This window comes from Vibrio quintilis, from assembly GCF_024529975.1.
In the GTDB taxonomy this organism is placed as follows: domain Bacteria; phylum Pseudomonadota; class Gammaproteobacteria; order Enterobacterales; family Vibrionaceae; genus Vibrio; species Vibrio quintilis.
Genome location: NZ_AP024898.1, coordinates 880,108 through 898,333 on the forward strand (window position 1 = coordinate 880,108; position 18,226 = coordinate 898,333).

Annotated in this window: 11 protein-coding genes; 4 read left to right on the forward strand and 7 right to left on the reverse strand. The window is 46.4% G+C overall.

What is annotated here, in order from left to right; all coding sequences use genetic code 11:
- The first annotated feature begins 78 nt into the window (after nt 1-78).
- A complete protein-coding gene (gene tkt, locus OC443_RS22495) occupies nt 79-2,067 on the forward strand; it encodes a transketolase (RefSeq protein WP_262021702.1) in 1,989 nt (662 codons plus the stop codon).
- 113 nt (nt 2,068-2,180) lie between these two features.
- Here tkt and OC443_RS22500 read toward each other — a convergent pair whose 3' ends face one another.
- Complete coding sequence (locus OC443_RS22500) at nt 2,181-2,825, reverse strand: OmpA family protein (protein WP_073585616.1); 645 nt, start codon at nt 2,823-2,825, stop codon at nt 2,181-2,183.
- A gap of 274 nt (nt 2,826-3,099) precedes the next feature.
- On the opposite strand from OC443_RS22500, the gene OC443_RS22505 reads away from it, so the two are divergent.
- Together OC443_RS22505 and OC443_RS22510 are read left to right on the forward strand one after the other, a co-directional pair.
- Complete coding sequence (locus OC443_RS22505; protein WP_073585617.1) at nt 3,100-3,576, forward strand: FKBP-type peptidyl-prolyl cis-trans isomerase; 477 nt, start codon at nt 3,100-3,102, stop codon at nt 3,574-3,576.
- Nucleotides 3,577-3,871: 295 nt separating this feature from the next.
- On the forward strand, nt 3,872-5,518 hold the full coding sequence (locus OC443_RS22510) for an EAL domain-containing protein (RefSeq protein WP_073585618.1): 1,647 nt from the start codon (nt 3,872-3,874) through the stop codon (nt 5,516-5,518).
- Here OC443_RS22510 and OC443_RS22515 read toward each other — a convergent pair.
- The 3 genes from OC443_RS22515 to amrB form a co-directional block, all read right to left on the reverse strand.
- Entirely contained in the window at nt 5,456-6,076 is a 621-nt protein-coding gene (locus tag OC443_RS22515; protein WP_073585619.1) for a cache domain-containing protein, read from the reverse strand. The genes OC443_RS22510 and OC443_RS22515 overlap by 63 nt on opposite strands.
- A 251-nt stretch (nt 6,077-6,327) precedes the next feature.
- Nucleotides 6,328-6,888 (reverse strand): AmmeMemoRadiSam system protein A, encoded by a 561-nt coding sequence (gene amrA / locus OC443_RS22520; RefSeq protein ID WP_262021703.1) that lies wholly within the window; start codon nt 6,886-6,888, stop codon nt 6,328-6,330.
- 19 nt (nt 6,889-6,907) lie between these two features.
- Nucleotides 6,908-7,693 (reverse strand): AmmeMemoRadiSam system protein B, encoded by a 786-nt coding sequence (amrB, locus tag OC443_RS22525; protein ID WP_073585621.1) that lies wholly within the window; start codon nt 7,691-7,693, stop codon nt 6,908-6,910.
- Between the two features lie 59 nt (nt 7,694-7,752).
- Here amrB and amrS point away from each other — a divergent pair, with 59 nt between their 5' ends.
- A complete protein-coding gene (gene amrS / locus OC443_RS22530) occupies nt 7,753-8,877 on the forward strand; it encodes an AmmeMemoRadiSam system radical SAM enzyme (protein ID WP_234976446.1) in 1,125 nt (374 codons plus the stop codon).
- A 166-nt stretch (nt 8,878-9,043) separates the two neighbouring features.
- Here the strand turns inward: amrS and pbpC are convergent, their stop codons facing one another.
- The 3 genes from pbpC to OC443_RS22545 form a co-directional block, all read right to left on the reverse strand.
- Complete coding sequence (pbpC, locus tag OC443_RS22535; RefSeq protein ID WP_159440364.1) at nt 9,044-11,161, reverse strand: penicillin-binding protein 1C; 2,118 nt, start codon at nt 11,159-11,161, stop codon at nt 9,044-9,046.
- A 40-nt stretch (nt 11,162-11,201) separates the two neighbouring features.
- Complete coding sequence (locus OC443_RS22540) at nt 11,202-15,971, reverse strand: alpha-2-macroglobulin family protein (protein ID WP_073585622.1); 4,770 nt, start codon at nt 15,969-15,971, stop codon at nt 11,202-11,204.
- Nucleotides 15,972-16,210: 239 nt separating this feature from the next.
- Nucleotides 16,211-18,058, reverse strand: coding sequence for a sensor domain-containing diguanylate cyclase (locus OC443_RS22545; protein WP_073585623.1), 1,848 nt, complete (start codon nt 18,056-18,058; stop codon nt 16,211-16,213).
- Nucleotides 18,059-18,226 lie beyond the last annotated feature (168 nt).

Genomic DNA, 18,226 nt, shown 5'->3' on the forward strand with positions numbered 1-18,226 from the left:
GATACTGAAGAGGACGCCCGGCGTCCTCTTTCTGATTTTTATTCAATAACTCTTATTCAATTTTTATCTGGAAATATTATGGATCGTAGACATCTTGCTAATGCTGTCCGTGCCCTGAGCATGGATGGTGTTCAACAGGCTAATTCCGGCCACCCGGGTGCCCCAATGGGGATGGCTGATATTGCAGAAGTGCTCTGGCGCTCTCACCTGAATCATAATCCACAAAACCCAAACTGGGCTGACCGCGACCGGTTTGTTTTATCCAACGGCCATGGTTCAATGCTGGTTTATTCTTTGCTGCACTTAACCGGATATGCTCTGCCAATCGAAGAGCTGAAGCATTTCCGTCAGCTACACTCGAAAACGCCGGGTCACCCGGAATATGGTTACACCGCGGGTGTTGAAACCACCACCGGCCCGCTGGGTCAGGGCATCACCAACGCGGTTGGAATGGCACTGGCTGAGAAAGCACTGGCAGCTCAGTTTAACCGTGAAAATCATGACATTGTTGACCACTATACCTATGCATTTTTAGGTGATGGCTGCCTGATGGAAGGGATTTCTCATGAAGCCTGCTCACTGGCTGGTACGCTTGGGCTGGGCAAACTGATCGCTTTCTGGGATGACAACGGTATTTCTATCGATGGTGAGGTTGAAGGCTGGTTCAGCGACGACACACCAAAACGGTTTGAAGCGTATGGCTGGCACGTGATCCCGGCGGTTGACGGCCATGATCCTGAAGCGATTGAAGCTGCGATTCAGGCCGCAAAAGCGGAAACCGGTCGTCCAACCCTGATTTGTGCGAAAACCATCATCGGCTTTGGTTCACCGAATAAATCCGGTTCACATGACTGTCACGGTGCACCACTGGGCCATGATGAAGTGGCGGCAGCCCGTGAATTCCTTGGTTGGGAACATGGTCCGTTTGAAATTCCGGCAGATGTTTATGCAGCATGGGATGCCAAAGCAGCCGGTGCAGCAAAAGAGTCAGCATGGAATGAAAAGCTGGCGGCTTATGAAGCAGCGCATCCGGCACTGGCAGCTGAATTTAAGCGCCGGGTCAATGGTGAACTGCCTGCGGAATGGGAAGCGCAAGCCAGCGCAATTATTGCAGATTTACAGGCGAATCCGGCCAATATCGCTTCCCGTAAAGCGTCTCAGAATGCCCTGGAAGCTTTTGGTAAACTCCTGCCAGAATTTATGGGCGGCTCTGCCGATTTGGCACCGTCAAACCTGACCATGTGGTCGGGCTCAAAATCACTGACTGCTGACGATGCTTCCGGGAACTATATCCACTACGGTGTACGTGAATTCGGTATGACAGCTATCATCAACGGGATTGCGCTGCACGGTGGTTTTATTCCTTACGGTGCCACCTTCCTGATGTTTATGGAATACGCACGAAATGCGATGCGGATGGCGGCACTGATGAAAGTGCAGAACATTCAGGTCTACACCCATGACTCAATTGGTCTGGGGGAAGACGGTCCGACGCACCAACCGGTTGAACAGATAGCTTCACTGCGTTTAACGCCAAATATGAGCACATGGCGTCCGTGTGACCAGGTGGAATCTGCGGTTGCATGGAAACTGGCGATTGAGCGTAAAGATGGCCCGACGTCGCTGATATTCTCGCGTCAGAATCTGGCACAGCAGGAGCGGACTGCAACACAGGTTGCGGATATCGCGAAAGGCGGTTATATCCTGAAAGACTGTGCAGGTACACCGGATCTCATCCTGATTGCAACCGGCTCAGAAGTCGAGCTGGCGGTTCAGGCAGCCGCTGTGTTAACGCAGGACGGCAAACAGGTTCGCGTTGTCTCTATGCCAGCGACAGACCTGTTCGATAAACAGGATGCAGCTTATCGTGAATCGGTTCTGCCGGCGGCTGTGACGGCTCGTGTGGCAATTGAAGCGGGTATTGCCGATTACTGGTATAAATACACCGGTCTGAACGGTCAGGTGATTGGTATGCACAGCTTCGGTGAATCAGCACCGGCTGGTGAGCTGTTCAAGCTGTTTGGCTTTACGGTTGAAAATGTGGTTGATGTGGCGAAGTCACTGTGAGCCGCTTAAATTACTGTTAACCATTCAATTATTTTTGATTTAGACAAGACCCAAAAACAAAACGCCAGCAATTCAGCTGGCGTTTTTCATTATCAAATTGGATCCGGGGTTGATCAGGAAGGCAGAATAAAAAACAGTTCAACCCGACGGTTACATGCTTTCCCCTGACGGGTTTTATTTGTACATGCGGGAACCACGGCTCCGTACCCCCGGGTATAAACAGAATCCAGATAAACCCGGCCACTCACTAATAAGGCTTTCACTGATTCAGCCCTTTTCTTTGATAGCTGCTCATTCAGCCGGGTACTTCCCATATCATCTGTATGACCATCAATCACCACTTCCAGATCACGCGAAGCGTCTGTTTCCAGATAACGACGAATTTTACCCAGCCACATTTTTGAACTGACTGAAACCCTGCTGGAGCCCGTTTCAAATTTAATTGTTCTCTTCACTCGGATAATCAAATATTTACCGGGTAATACTTCGTAATCAATACCGTTTGCAGTCAGAAATTCTTCCAGCTGCAAATAGCTTTGTGTTTGCATACGACGCTGCATTGTCGTCCGGGAAGAGGAATTTCCGACTGATGTAGCTTCTGATGCATCCGATGCGCGTCCCCAATCCGGGTATCTGACATCCCGGTCTGTTTTTGGTGCGGTATTCAACAAATTATCATCAAATAAACGTTCCGTTGAAACTAACGTCCCGCATCCTGAAAGAAATAAAGTTAAAAGAAGACATGTTATATACTTCATTATTCTGCCACTTGTTCACCTGATATCATCCAAGTTATCGGCTAACTTACGGAAACTTTAAGATTATCGCTTATTCATTAGACTATTGTAGACAGTATCGCATCAGAAATATTGCCAATCCTGTTAATATTCTGTCCAATGTACCAAAAATGTCGGCGGGCTTGCTGTATTCATAAGAATCGATACTTTCATTGATTGAACAACAGCGGTGTTAACATGGTGGCCTTCCCCTCTCGTCCGGCGCAGCAACAACCAATTTACTGAGGAATCATTCATGGAGAGTAATTATATTTTTGCCCTACTGCTGTTTATCTTTGCAGGTATTCTGTTTTATACCAATCACAGACGGCATAAAATCGCCAGAGATCATATAGAGGAAGGCAATGCATTTCTGGAACAAAATGCCAAAGAAGAAGGTGTAATCACCACAAACAGCGGCTTGCAATATAAGATTCTGGAAGAAGGGTCCGGAGAGAATCACCCTTCACTGTCAAATAAAGTGAAAGTGCACTACGAAGGTAAGTTGATCAATGGTGAAGTTTTTAACAGCTCCTATACACGAAATCAGCCAATCGATTTTGGTGTAAAACAGGTGATCCCGGGCTGGCAGGAAGGATTACAGCTCATGGTAACAGGTCAGAAAGCCCGTTTTTATATCCCTTATAAACAGGCCTATGGCCTGCGCAAAGTCGGCAAAATTCCACCAGGTTCCTGCCTGATTTTCGAAATTAAACTGCTCGAAATCCATTAACTTTATTCATATCAACAGACCTGCCTGCCGGCAGGTCTTCCCATTGCGGATTTAGTCATCAGAATCGAGCCTGAATACCGGCCCAGGCTGATGGTCTGCAGCAGCCTTTCCATTTTATTTTACGGTTTTGTAAACTGTTACAATAAAAAATCATCTGGTCAGAGCAGATCTACTATTTTTTACAGGGGCAATTCGGCTATATTAACAACAACAATAATAATGAGCCTTACATTTGTCGCGCAGATAGCAACATCTGCATTGGTTTATGAGTTGATATTGCCTGAGGCGTACACATATGAACAACGATGCAAGCAGCATCATTCAGTTTCTGATCGTCAATGATACAAGACGTATTTCTGTCATCCAGATCGCAGCTGTCTGTATGATCGCTTGTATATTAAGTATTTTCTCCTTTCATTTATTTGTCATTTATTTAGATAAGCCTTCACTGGACAATTACTTAGATGAACGGTTTAAAATGTCTAAAAGGATCATATTTCAGGTTGAACGAAGTTTCAGCAGGATAGAAAACAGTGGGTACCTCCCCTGTCAGGACGCAGACATCTCTCAGTTCCGCTCACTCATTAAAGACTATATATATATCAGTGATATCGGCAGAATGACCGGCAACCAGGTCAAGTGCAGTATCCTTGAAAATAAACCCCTCAGGCTTGATCCCACCGTTCGTTCCGGAGACTTCGGCAATCAGATATATAGTCTGAATTTTGAACGTCACCCTCAGGTCAGGCATAGTGATCTGGCATTTGTAAAAAACGATATAATTGTCTTCATAGACAAAGCTTATACGGCAGATGTCGAGCTTAGCTCAATGAAAAAAGATGGCATCGGAACCATTATCCATGATGTAGATAAAAAAAATATCTTCAGAGTTTTTGGTGATATCAACAATGAAATCGCCAGCAAAGCACTAAAGCACCAGTCAACGCTTCTCGATTATCTGCCACTCAGTCATGCAATGATGACTAATTCACAATGCAGCCAATTATTTCATATATGTACCACTACCGTAGATACCAGACCAGGCCTCTTCAGCATGACAAAAACCACAGTGGTGATGTCTTTGACTACCGGGCTTCTCGCGGGGTTACTGTTCTGTTATATCAGCTGGCTGAATAAAACCGGACTCAATGGCTTTGTCAGGCAACTCAAGGCAGCCATTAAAAAGAAGCATATCTCGGTTGTATACCAGCCCCAATACAGACTCAGTGATCATTCTGTCGTCGGAATTGAAGTTCTGGCAAGATGGCACAGTAAATCTTATGGCTATGTACCACCGGATATTTTTATTCAGTTATGCGAAATGAATGACCTTATCGACGACTTAACCCAAGTCGTGATTGAACAATCGTTTTCCGAACTGGCTGAATTACTGGAACAGAATGAGTCTTTAACTGTCTCGATTAATGTCGCATCCTCATCGGTCATGAATCCGGATCTGAGTCAGTACCTGAACCAGGAAATTAAAAATTACCGGTTTAAGCCCTGTCAGGTCATGCTCGAAATTACCGAAAGAACATCAGGTAAACCAGAGCCGATGATTGAAGCAGTCAAACATTTAAAAGAGAGTGGCTTCAGAATATCAATTGATGATTTCGGAACCGGCATGTCTAACTTGTCCTGGCTAAGCCTGCTTAATCCGGATGAAGTCAAAGTTGATAAAATGTTTACATTATCCATTTCAACCAACTCTATCGCCAGTAATGTGCTGGAAAATATTATCGGCTTTCTCTCAGGGCTGGATGTCAAAAAGATATTCGAAGGGGTTGAAACTGAACCTCAATGCAGGTTCCTCACGCACAAAATCCCTGACGCATATGGTCAGGGCTATTATTTCAATAAACCTATCCCGATCGAGCAGTTAAGACGTCTGACTATTTGTCATCCGCCTCACATAAAGAATAATAAATGCATTGCACAATAATAAACCGGCAACCGGGATAATCATTAATAGCATCGTTTTTTCCACAATCCGGGATTTATCGATATAGCTTCCGTAACCCACGACCCATTTCCAGGGATCCAGCAACATAATCCCGTTAATTTTCACTTGTAACTCGTCTGTCACCGGATTGACATTCAGCCGGGTCTCGAAAAATAAAGGATTTGACTCCAGCTGTTTCATATGTCTGAGATATGAATTCTGGAACTGCCCCAAAACTTTATCTCTCGGATGCACCCTGGCAATTGCATTATGATCATTCACCCAGAAATATAAATCTCCGATGTGAAAGCCTTCAAAATAGTCGACTATTTTTTGCTCAGTTTGCTTCCGTGCTTCCATACTATCATTTGCTGATTCTTTAATAATCGACTCCGCATGATGATGAACCATCGTCATCACCTTACTGATTTCATCTTTTTTAGATTCGATATAGATATTGTGAACCTGCTCTTCCGTGTAGTAATACAGCGCAACAACAAATATTAACTGAAAGATGAACCATAAAAACAGCAACTTATGAGCTTTATGAATTGACATTTTCCGCCTGCAAATCTACGTGTGGTTATTAGTTTATAGTATATAATTCAGAAGGATATAAACACATTATGTACCAATATAAGCAAAATGTGATCATATCTGCTTAATGCGATTACACATCAGAACACCTCATCCGGCAATTCCGGAGTCATATCATCCAGGAATTCTGATGTACCCAAACAACCTGAAGATGCATGATTCAGGTTGCCTGGGTATAAACTTTTTTCATTCCAACAGAAAAAGAAACAAAACTAATAGGCTTCTTTCACACTACTGACGGTAAAAATTTTCACAACCAGATCGGATGACCAGTAATCCTCATCCCAGCCAGCTTTAAACTTAAGTTGAGTAATAAAATCCTGAGGATCAGGAAGATGAGACCAAACCTGTGGTAAGAACACAGCCTGTCGCGGCTGACCGGACAGAAATTCAGCCATGATCAAACCCGGTCGATCATTTTTAGGGTAAGACTTCAGGTGTTCAACCAAAGCCAGCTCAGAATCAACCTGAATTATTTCCGGTGGATTAAGGACGGAAACTTCGATCGTTAACCCACCGAGCTGCTCTTCAGTTAACGGAGCAAAGCGCCGGTCCTGTAAAGCACTCGCACACGCCTTTTCAAACACATCCATGACCAGTGGCTCTCTTGGAGCAATTGATCCAATACACCCCTGAAGCACACCATTCACTTCAAGTGTCACAAAACAAGCACCACGGCGAACCAGATGATCGTCATATTGCGACAAATCAGGCGGCTGAATACGATCGCTGTTAAATATACTGCGGATTGCCCCGCGAGCAACCTCCAACAACGTTAATAGTTCCTGATGACTAGGCTTCAGAAATGAGGTAGCTGACATACCCGACCACTCTTTGTTTATCTCCAATTGTATCTGATGAATTTTTCAATGCGATCCGCCTGATGTGATATCCCCTCTTTTTCACCAACAGCAGTAAAGCATTAATCCCGGTTGCTCCGCAAGCCTGCTCAGGGGTCAGCGTTGGCTCGCACTGTTCAATCTGATAGCAGGTTGACAGGTCGATTTTCCGGGCTTCATCATCCGGATGGTAATGACTCAAATCACTGCTGACGACTAACAACGTCTGCTCATCCTGCCAGAGAGACTCAATCAGCCCGGCAAGAACTTGAGGTGCAATACTCCCAACCAGTAGCGGCACCAGTGAAAATTGCTTTAGACAAGTTTGTAAAAACGGCAGCTGAACTTCCAGACTGTGTTCGAAAGCATGAACCTGATCCGAAATTTCAACATCCGGTGAAGGCGTAATCCGGGTAAAGCTTTGTTTATCAATCTGAATAAGTCCCAACGGTGTACTGAAAAAATCCGCTGCCGGGATGTCACAGCCGGGAAAAGAAAATCGATGACTTGGCCCAATCAAAATGACCCGGTGAATCTGTTCTGACTGAGCGTGGAGATAACTGAATGCCTCTCCGGCAACCTGGCCGGAATAGACATAACCGGCATGAGGCACAATAACGGCGCGCAATGGTTCCGCATGCATACGGCCTGAATCAAGCCATAATTGCATTTGTGCCTGTAATTTATCAGGTGACTTTTCATAAAAAGTGCCTGCCACTGCAGGGGAACGAACATTCATAACCCGGCTTCCGTTGATAAGACTATAGTTAGTATATACCGAAGTCAGCCCGTCTGACGATGTCGCCTGAAATCGAATATAACTCAGATAATGATGTAATGAATTTTCCGCCGGACAAATACAAAACCGAATACTGGCATTTACTGGATGATGGCCGTGTTGTGTGCGACTTATGCCCGCGACGGTGCAGCCTGCGTGACGGTAAAAGAGGCACCTGCTTCGTCAGACAGGCACATTGCGGAGAAATTGTGTTGACCACTTATGGCCGCTCCAGTGGATTTTGCATTGACCCTGTCGAAAAGAAACCACTGAATCATTTTTATCCCGGTAGTTCAGTGCTGTCTTTTGGTACCGCGGGCTGTAATCTCGGCTGCAAATTCTGTCAGAACTGGGAAATCAGTAAATCCCGGCAAACGGACACGATCAGTGACTGCGCTATGCCGGAACAAATTGCGCAAATCGCCAAACAATATGACTCTAAAAGTATTGCTTTTACCTACAATGATCCGGTGATTTTTATGGAATATGCAGTCGATACCGCGCAGGTTTGCCATGAGCTGGACATTCAGAGTATTGCTGTCACCGCCGGCTATATTTGTGATATTCCCCGTATCCCTTTTTTCAATGCTATGGATGCAGCTAATATTGATTTGAAGGCCTTCACTGAACACTTTTACCGGAAATTATGTAGTGGTCATCTGGCACCAGTGCTGGATACATTGTTATATCTGCGGCATGAAACCAATGTATGGTTTGAAATCACCACCCTGCTGATACCGGGCGAAAACGACAGTACAACAGAGCTGGAAAGCATGTGCCGGTGGATCAATGACAATCTCGGGCCCGATGTTCCGCTGCATTTTTCCGCCTTTCATCCGGATTTTAAAATGGTCAATAAGTCATCCACCCCACCGGAAACCGTGCAAAAAGCCAGAGAAATCGCGCTTAGCCAGGGGTTGCACTATGTGTATGTCGGCAATATTTCAGACAAGGCCGGAGACAGCACCTGGTGCCCGCAATGTAAACAACGGGTGATATCCAGAAACTGGTATGAATTAGGAGAAATGGCCCTCTCGGACGACGGCCGGTGCCAGCATTGTGGCTTTATGCTCCCCGGCCGGTTTGAAGCGATCACGCATCACTTTGGCCGCCGGAGAATTCCGGTAAATGTCACCCGGAAATAAATCCTCACCAGTCCACAATCACCACCAGGGATTACCAGTCCTCAGCGACCTGACCGGGCTTGATTTTCTGAAGCCAGGGTTATTTATCTGTGCGTTTAATTTAGTGAAACCAAAAACAATAAGTTATAGTGCGCCAGAGTGGAGGTTATCAGCACCAAACCCCGGTTTAATAAATCGCAAACTGAATGGTGTCACATTGTGTCATGCAGGCAGTCAGACGATAGTTTCCGGCGGTCAGCGCATCTAAGGCTAACCGGCTGCCGCGAATCGGCTGATCATTCAGGAACCACAAAACTGAAGGTTGACTGGCAATCAGATTCAGCACTTGTCCCGGATAAGGAAACAACTGGGTTCCCTGTCTGGGCGCCAGTATTTTCAGACGCCCGGTTGACTGAAGTTCCGTGTCACTCACCAGAGAATGGCCGGTTTTTTGTGCCCAGTCCAATAACGGTTGCGGCCAGTGATGTAAAGCGGCTAACCCCTGCTCACGTTTTAGTGTTGCCGGTGTAAAATGATGAATCGTCAGTGCCTGCTGATGCTGTAAACAATCCTGTGGATTGACCAGAGAAACATCAATACCACCGGGCCAGCAAATCACTGAAGCCGTGACGCTTTCAGGCCGGCTCAGCGTCCGCTGATCTTCCGGCAATAAATCAAACACATCAAACATCAATGGCCCGGCCTGATTTGCACCGGTTTGCCCTACAAACGGCGCACCATCCGGACGTCCAACCCAGACGCCTACGGTATAATCGGCACTGGCACCAATCGCCCATGCATCTCTGTAACCGTAACTTGTGCCTGTTTTCCAGGCCACAGGACGGTTATAGGCTGCTTTGACCCGATCAGGCGGAGCAATCTCCAGCAACACAGAGCGGATGATCCAGCTGGCTGCCGGAGATAACAGCGGCACAGTCCGGATAGTATCTTCTGAGGAAAAACGCGGATATATCATATCACCCGTTCTTCCCAGCGCAGAGAACAGTGTCACCAGATCCTTCAGCCGGATGCCTTCTCCGCCCAGAGCAAGCGCCAGATTCGCTTTCGGTACCTGAAGATGAATCCCTGCGTTTTTCAGCCACAACAGGAATGTTTCAGGACCAACATGACTCAATACCTGAACTGCCGGAACATTCCGCGATCTTTGCAACGCATGGTCCAAACGAACCGGCCCCTGAAAACGATGATCAAAATTATGCGGACTGTAATCGCCAAACTGGCGGGGAACGTCAGTCAGCAGGCTGGCAGAGTGAACCAGCCCCTGATCAAGTGCCAGACCATAAATAAAAGGTTTCAGTGCCGAACCGGGAGAACGCCAGGCATGCACCATATCCACATAACCATAGCGCCGGGGATCTTTCATATCGGCTGAACCTTTATACGCAATCACTTTGCCGTTCAGATTATCCATTACCATCACTGCAGCAGACAGCGGCGCAGACCAGCGTTCCGTTCTTTGCCGGATGATCGATTCCAGATCAGATTCAACCGTATAGTCAATAAAGGTGTGAATATCAGACTGCTGAGGATGTTTCTGTTGCAGTCTGCGGGCCAGCAAAGGCGCATGTAAAGGGGCCGGATGATAGCTCGCCAGCATAGGGGTCCGAAGCATCCGCTGAAGGTCTGCGCCGGATAACGGCAAAATATCCGCAACCCGTCGTAAGACTTTATTTCTTGCTTTTCTGGCCCGCTGCGGAAAGCGATCAGGACGATATAAACTGGGGCGCTGAGGCACAACCACTAACATCACGGCTTCCGTCAGCGAAAGCTCACTGGCATGCTTACCAAAATAGCGCTGACTGGCCGCTTCCACGCCTTCGATATTTCCGCCCATCGGCGCATAAGTCAGATAAAGTGACAGGATATCTTCTTTGGAGTAATTGAGCTCCAGCTGCAGCGCCCTGAAAATCTGCATCAGTTTTCCCCGGTAAGTCCGGGGATGCGGATAAAATTTCCGGGCCACCTGCATCGTCAGTGTCGAACCACCGGAAATCACCCGTCCATACCGGATCTGCTGAACCAGCGCACGAATTAAAGAAAAAGGATTCACGCCGGGATGCGAAAAGAAATACTTATCTTCATATTCCAGTAAGGCAGCTAAATACCAGGGAGAAACCTGATTTCGGGTCACAGGAATCCGGAAAACACCATCCTGACTGGCAAACTGGCGCAGTACATCTCCTTCAGCAGAATAAACTGAAACCGTCGGGCCGGTTTGACGGCTGATATCCAGCGGATAAATCAGATTCAACACAGCAAACAGCCCGGCCAGACTGCATGCCATAATCAAACTTACCTGACAGAGCCGCTTCATCATCTGTTTATCACTGACTCTTAATCGTTAGTGTCTGCAAGGATGAAGGCTGATAAATAAACCATTCCGGGTGATACATATCTTCCATATACAAGGCCGGTACTTTTGCTTTTCCGGGCGTCTCCGCACGGATGACATAATTAAAACGATAGGTCTCATAGCTGTTCATATCAAGTGCAGCCATCAGCCGGTCATTCCGGTATTCCACAGTTTCAGCATGGCTGGAGGGCTTTAGCCCCGCCCGGCGGATTAAATCTTCGCTGTTCGTCCGGGCCGGATTCTCAAGGACGAACCCGGTCGGGAGATACTCCACAATCATGGCATTTCTGATGTGCTCCTTCAGTTTATAGCTCACTGTCACGATCAGCTTTTCCCCCATTTTCAGTGGTTCTCCGTGATATGCCTGACCATTACCGCGCAGATACTCCCGCTGAACTGTTTTCGCCTCAATGACTGAATGGAGACTTTCAGGACTGGCAAGGCCTGTTGTGGTGACCTGCACAAAGAGAGGATCCGGATTCGGGTTCTTCACAATGTCCCCGCTCATTGCCGTCACAGAACCACTTCCGGTAGTTTGCAGCCTGCGGCGGTGTCCATCATGCTCAAGAATCAGTTCCACAGGCTTCTGGTTCAGTGCTTTCAGCGCAATGCCGGCCTGCACCAGTGCGATCCTTTCCTGGGTACTCAGATACGAATCCCGTGTCGCCCTGATCATCACTTTTTTCGCCAGCCGGTTTCGATAATCTGACAGCTCAGTACTGAATTTAATCACCTTCTCCAGTTCAGAGAGTAAGACCAGAATTCTGGCCTGATCCCGCAACTGGGTACCGTAATCATAATCCGCGTACCGGGACTGTTGTTTGAGCCATTCAGATTGCAGCAGGAATTTTTCCCCTTTCTCTTTTGACCCCTGCAATAACCAGGCAGCCCCGAGATAAGCGGCAGATAAAGGCGAATTCAGCTGATGCTTTTCAGCCACATTGCTCAGTTGCCATAATGTACTGTAGTCCAGCTGTTTCATTCTGGCGTTTACCCAGGCCGCGTAATACCGGGTTGCATCCAGCGAAGACTTTTGTGGGTAACGGGCGATATTCGCCTGCGCTTTCTTCAACATCTTCTCCGGTACCAGTCCGGGAAACTGCTGATCTGCCTGAATCAGAAATTCGGTCACATACACACTCACCCACGGACGTTCCCGGCCATGCTTATCCCACAAAGCAAAACTGCCATTTCCTTTTTGCATGGTTGCCAGCCGGGTCACCGCTTTTTTCAGCATCTGTTGTTCGGAGCGGCCTTTTGCTGCTTTCTTCTTCAGTGATTCCAGCGAGCTGTCATTCAGCAACCAGGGTGCCGCTTTACTGGTAGTCTGTTCTGCACACCCGTAAGGATAACCAAACAAATGATCAGCATATTCCGCAATCCCCAGCTGAGGCGCGTGTGAATAAGTCAGCCGGGCCGGGCCGGGTTGTTGATAGGAAAGCCCCTGCCAGAAAGCTTCTGTCAGTTTCTGTTGCGGGAATCCGGAAGAATTATCTTTTGTCTTGGCAGGCAAAGTCTTCAAAGTCTGTCTGCTGATAAAGGGCTGCTCCAGGCGCACCGGTACCTGCCAGCTACGCTGTTGCCCGTAAGTTTTGCCATCCGCACCCTGCGCATGAATAGTCAAACTCAGACTGGCCATTTCAACCGGATTCTGAATCATCCCGATACGATAGTTCATCGCAACAGAATCCCTTTCTCCGGGGGAAAGACGAAATGTCTTACGGGTTGGTTGCTTCGCAGAAAGCGGTGAAGAAAACGTGAGGTCAGCGGTGATATTCTGTTCAACCTCAGTCTGGTTGAATACCTCCAGTAGTGTCTGGCTGGTATCTCCCGGTGTCAGAAAACGCGGCACCGCAAGTTCAGAAACTATCGGAGATGCGATTTTGACATCGGTCACAGCCTGACCAAAATGATTCGGATTAAACGCCATCGCCACGACCTGCGCCTGACCATTATAATCAGGAATATCCACATGAATGATAGCTTTTCCATCATTATCAAAAGCAACCGGCCGGGACATCAAAGTGATAGTTTTAGCTTCAACCGTCTGGTCAAGGTGTGCATTCGCACTGAGTTCAGTATCGCCCCCGTATCTGTGAGTCAAAAATGAATCCGGGCGCTGTTGATATAACCGTGAATACAGATCAATCACATCCGCATGATAACGGCGCTGATCAAAAAACCAGGCGTGAATATCCGGCACCCGGTAGCGGGAGAGATTAATAATACCTTTGTCCACAAGTGACAGCGTCACCCATGTCGGCTGTTTTACCGGGTGCTTCAACCGGACAACAATATCGGCTCCCTGAGAAGGCAGCAGTGTCGGCAGAGGCTCAATCTCAACCGCCAGGCGGCGTGATTTTCTGTCCAGTCTGACAGGCAGAACAGCAAATAACCGGCGGGGATTCCCATGACCGGCACTGATCAACGTGGCAGAAAGGTACAAATCATGCCGGGTCAGTTGATTAAGCGGCACACTGAAACGGTGTTCACCTTGTTGTATGTGCTGCTCCTGATGCCATTCGACTTTATCCGATTCCAGTGCGAGATGCAGCTCGCCGGCAACATCAGTATTCACTGTGACCTGAACCTGTTCACCGTCCTGATAAGCCTTTTTATCCAGTGTCATCGTCAGCTGATCGGGTTTAACCGGCTTCAGCTGACCATCGCTGTCATCCCATCCGGCACGAAATTCATACCGGGTCACCTGATCTTTTTGGTGATTGAGAATCAGGCGGTATCTGCCCCACTCGACATCAACGGCCAGCGGTGTGGTTTTTCCTTTCTGCACCTCAACAATGCCGGACTGAACCGGCTGCCAGTCATTATCATGTTCCAGCTGCCATCCGTCAGCTTCTGTATAGGTCCAGTAATAGCCGCCGCGGTTTCTTTCCAGCAAATATTGAATCCGGCCGGACTGTAACAGTTTCCCGGTGCCGCTAAGCAAACCGATATCAAACCGGGCCTGAGTGAATGCATTAATTTCATCCGTTTGCGGACGAATGCCCGGTAAGGATTGACCGGTCCATAGCATGAGAGATTTATTTCGCTGGATACTGGCCCCGCCGGTTTCTAAAAGCTCAAAATTAAATTTAGCCACAACCGGCGCCTTTAATAACAACTGTTTTATCAGCGGCAGTTCAAGCTGATGATGTCCTTTATCATCCAGCTTAAAGGGTTTCAGCTCCGGTAAATCCTTCCAGCTGCGAATCCGGAATGGCTGACCGACAAAAAAATCGTGGTAGGCTCCATCGAAGTGATGACGAACCTGGTAATACGCCGAAAGGTTGACTTGATTGCCGGCAGCAGGCGCACCGAAAAGATATTGTCCATCCACAGAAACCGGTAATGACTCAATCTTATTTTGCTGCCCTTTAGCGATATCGACCGCCATATCCATCCGTTCCGGGACAAATTCACTCACATTGAATGTAAACTGATTGATCGCCCGTTGTGCGTTCTTATTTGACTTAATATAAGCCGTCCATTTCCCCAGGGGCGCACTGGTCGGAATACTAAACCGGTCCTGATAGAAACCATCGGTTTGATTGATTGGATCTAACCAGCGGGCACCTGCAACATTTCCGTCCGGTTGCCGGTACTCAACGTACAGCCGTTGTTTTTCCAGTAACTGGCCGTCCTGATCCCGCAGCACAATATTCAGGGGAAGCATATCGCCGGGTTTGAATAATGTCCGGTTCGAATAAACAAAAGCTTCCGTTTGCTGCCAGTCCCGGCCTGTCACCTGAAAGTCCGATAAATCAAGCGGAACCTCTTTTAACGGCAAGACACTCATTTGCTTTCCCTGACGAATCACCAGAATATCGCCCTTACGGGCCTGATAACTGAAAGCGTGCTGAGATGACTTCATCATACCAAGTTTAATGCGCTTATCATCTCTCAAAATACTGACATGTGCGTCCGTGATTTTGGTCGTACCGGAAAACGAATTCAGTAACACGCTAAGCTGGTTTTGAAAGACTTTCGCCTGAATACCCATATCTGTCAGTAAGACATGTGCAATCACCTGATTACTCTGATAAACATCACCGGTAATTTTGATCAGCAAAATATACCAGCCATTTTCCAGCGTTTCCGGCAGTTGAATCGCCGTCCGGATATCCTGATTTATTTCAGCGTCCGGAACATCGAAGCTCAGTGTCGTAACGGCCTGATAATTCTTCTGCTGACGCCCCAGCGCCCAGGTATCTGTACCAGAACTGTAATAAATATGGCTGAGCAAACGGGCTGGCTTCTGAACTTTCAGCACTTCCACAGTTAACTGCTTTGCATTCACAACCGAAACCGGTACTGTCCGGCTTCCTTTGGCGGGAACAACCGGCCCCCGTCCAATCAGATGTACCTGAGGCTGACGCTCATATACAGTGACATCCTTTTCCCGGTCAGTATCACCATTCGTTTTAATTTGTGGTAACAAGCGAATTCGGTATCGCTGACTGACTTTCACCTGATCAAAAATCACAGCCGTGTGAGCGGCATTAAAAAACCAGCGCCCCGTTTGTTTTACTTCCTGAAGATTATCTTTATTTCCTTCAAGGGCAAATATCCGGGCAACTTTCGTCGTTTTCACCTGACGATCGAACTGAACAATCAAAGCCGGTTTTCCCTGATGATGGTAAGGCCCGATAAAGGTGACTTTTGGTGACTCCGCGCTTGCCGGAGCGAGACATGAAATAAAAAGGAGAAGCAAAACAACACTTGCGCAAATACGCTTTCCCATAAATAACCTCAGTACAGGAAGAATAAAATAAACTGATGAAACTTCAGACCAGAATGCGAGACAATTGATCTTTTTACCACAACGATCATAGTTCACTCAGAAGAGAGATGCAGTGAAATACGCCATTCACTTTCAATCACCTTGTTATTTTGCCGGTCAACATGCCTGACAAAGTGAATATGGCGGCAATGATAACACTATCAAATAATAAAAAAACCGATAATTTTAAATGGTGTTTTTTATGCGGAATCCTGATGGTGCTCAACCCGGCTCATCACACAATTTCTGCCATTATTCTTCGCCTCATAGAGATAATAATCGGCTTTTTCCAGAATACTCTGTAAAGATTGTTCCGGATTCATTTCTTCAACCCCCAAACTAACCGTCAGCCGGCCGGCATCAGGAAAATGATGTGTTGCCACTTTCATTCTGATTTTTTCAGCAAGCACCACTGCATCATTTAAAGCGGTTTCAGGACACACAATCATAAACTCTTCCCCGCCCCAGCGGCCGACATCATCAACCATCCGGGTCGACTGATTCAGCACAATAGCCAGCTGATAAAGCACCTTGTCACCAATGAAATGTCCGTAGTTATCATTCACCTGCTTAAAAAAATCAACATCGATCATAATCACTGAGCAGGTTGTTCCATAACGCTTCATCCGCTCATATTCCTGACTTAGGCATTTATTCAGCTTTGCCCGGTTATGAATTTCCGTTAAGGAATCGATTTCAACCATCACTTCAAGCTGCTTTTTATCTGTTTTATCTGTCGAGATAGACATATATCCCTGCAGTTCACGCCGTTCACCATAAATTGGAATCACAGTGCTGAACAGCCAGAATTCTTTACCGCGTTTGGAAATATAATGTACTTCTCCCTGCCACGGCAGACCCGCTTCAAGCACACTTTTTATATGCGCAATACTGGAATCCGATTTATTGAAATTCAGTACAGTCGACAGCTTTCCGGTTAATTCAGACTCACTGTACTGACTGAGTAAACAAAATGCCTGATTACACCGGGTAATGACACCATACCGGTCCGTTTCAAATACCGGAACATATTGATCTAACAGTCGCATATAAGTATTTTTTTCTTTTGAAACTGTCTTTAATTTATCAACCGTACGGGATGGACCAATTGCAATAATAATTCCAAAGCAAAAGGAAAAAATAATCACAATAACAAAAATTTCTACTACAACAGCGTTGTACCAGTCCGACTTTTCCCGGAGAAACTCTGAACTGGCACGACAAAAAAGCATTAAGCCCTGCCCGCTATACAACGTACCCAGTGGCATGAAAGAGAAACCTTTCAGTTTGAGTTGCTGTTCTGAACGGATGTCACTGATGCCAAATGTACTCTGAAAAAATTTAGCCTCTCCCTGACTTATCGAATCCATTTGATCTGAAGAGAATAATATTTTCCCTTTTTGATCAGTTATATAAATATCCAGACTGTCATCACCGGTTAAAAAATTCAGCAGGGTGTCAATGTCAAAATAGAACACAACACTCCCGGAATACTGTTGATTGGTGTACAGCGGGTAACTGGCATATAACATATGAAAAAAATTACTGCCGCTAAACAGGCTGTGGCTGGATATGATCTCAGAAAACCATATATGATGGCTCATTTTAGAAGACAGCCGGGGAATATATTCACGGTGTGTCCCTTTCAGAGAATGATCATTCTGCAAACTCTGCTCACGACGATATAATGACAGTAAAACCTGATTATCCTGATCAAGTAACTCAGCCCGGTAAAAAGAGGGGTCTATACTGATTATATTCTTCATCAGATTATTGACCGGTAGTAAATTTGTCTCTTTTCTATCTGCCAGATAATTATTTATTTCATGACTGTTTACTAATGTATTTACGACATGCGTCGCAGAGAAAGAAAACCTTTGTAATACAGAAAAAATGTGTTTCTGCTGAAAAACAACCGCATCCCTGATCGAATTTTCAAGTATTGGCTTTTCACTCTGACTAATCAGATATAAAAACAGAGTGATAATACACATACCAAACATCATGAAATAAAGAATAAATCTTCGGTAAACACTTTTTCTGATCACAAAAGATCCTCTGCAAATAATTTACCCAAGCAACCTGCATCTTCAGGTTGTTTGGGTATAGATCGTTATCTGATGCTAAACCCTTCGTTTGTTCATATCACTCAATGATGACAATAATTCAACAACCAAGGCATCAAAGTTTTTATTCATTCTCAGCTAAAGCGTAGT

Excerpts from the sequence above, each read along its gene's own strand:
- OC443_RS22505 (WP_073585617.1), top strand. The coding sequence starts at position 3,100 with ATGGAGAGTAATTATATTTTTGCCCTACTGCTGTTTATCTTTGCAGGT.
- tkt (WP_262021702.1), top strand. The coding sequence starts at position 79 with ATGGATCGTAGACATCTTGCTAATGCTGTCCGTGCCCTGAGCATGGAT.
- pbpC (WP_159440364.1), bottom strand. The coding sequence starts at position 11,161 with ATGGCATGCAGTCTGGCCGGGCTGTTTGCTGTGTTGAATCTGATTTAT.
- OC443_RS22515 (WP_073585619.1), bottom strand. The coding sequence starts at position 6,076 with ATGTCAATTCATAAAGCTCATAAGTTGCTGTTTTTATGGTTCATCTTT.
- OC443_RS22500 (WP_073585616.1), bottom strand. The coding sequence starts at position 2,825 with ATGAAGTATATAACATGTCTTCTTTTAACTTTATTTCTTTCAGGATGC.
- OC443_RS22510 (WP_073585618.1), top strand. The coding sequence starts at position 3,872 with ATGAACAACGATGCAAGCAGCATCATTCAGTTTCTGATCGTCAATGAT.
- amrB (WP_073585621.1), bottom strand. The coding sequence starts at position 7,693 with ATGAATGTTCGTTCCCCTGCAGTGGCAGGCACTTTTTATGAAAAGTCA.
- OC443_RS22540 (WP_073585622.1), bottom strand. The coding sequence starts at position 15,971 with ATGGGAAAGCGTATTTGCGCAAGTGTTGTTTTGCTTCTCCTTTTTATT.
- amrS (WP_234976446.1), top strand. The coding sequence starts at position 7,753 with ATGTCGCCTGAAATCGAATATAACTCAGATAATGATGTAATGAATTTT.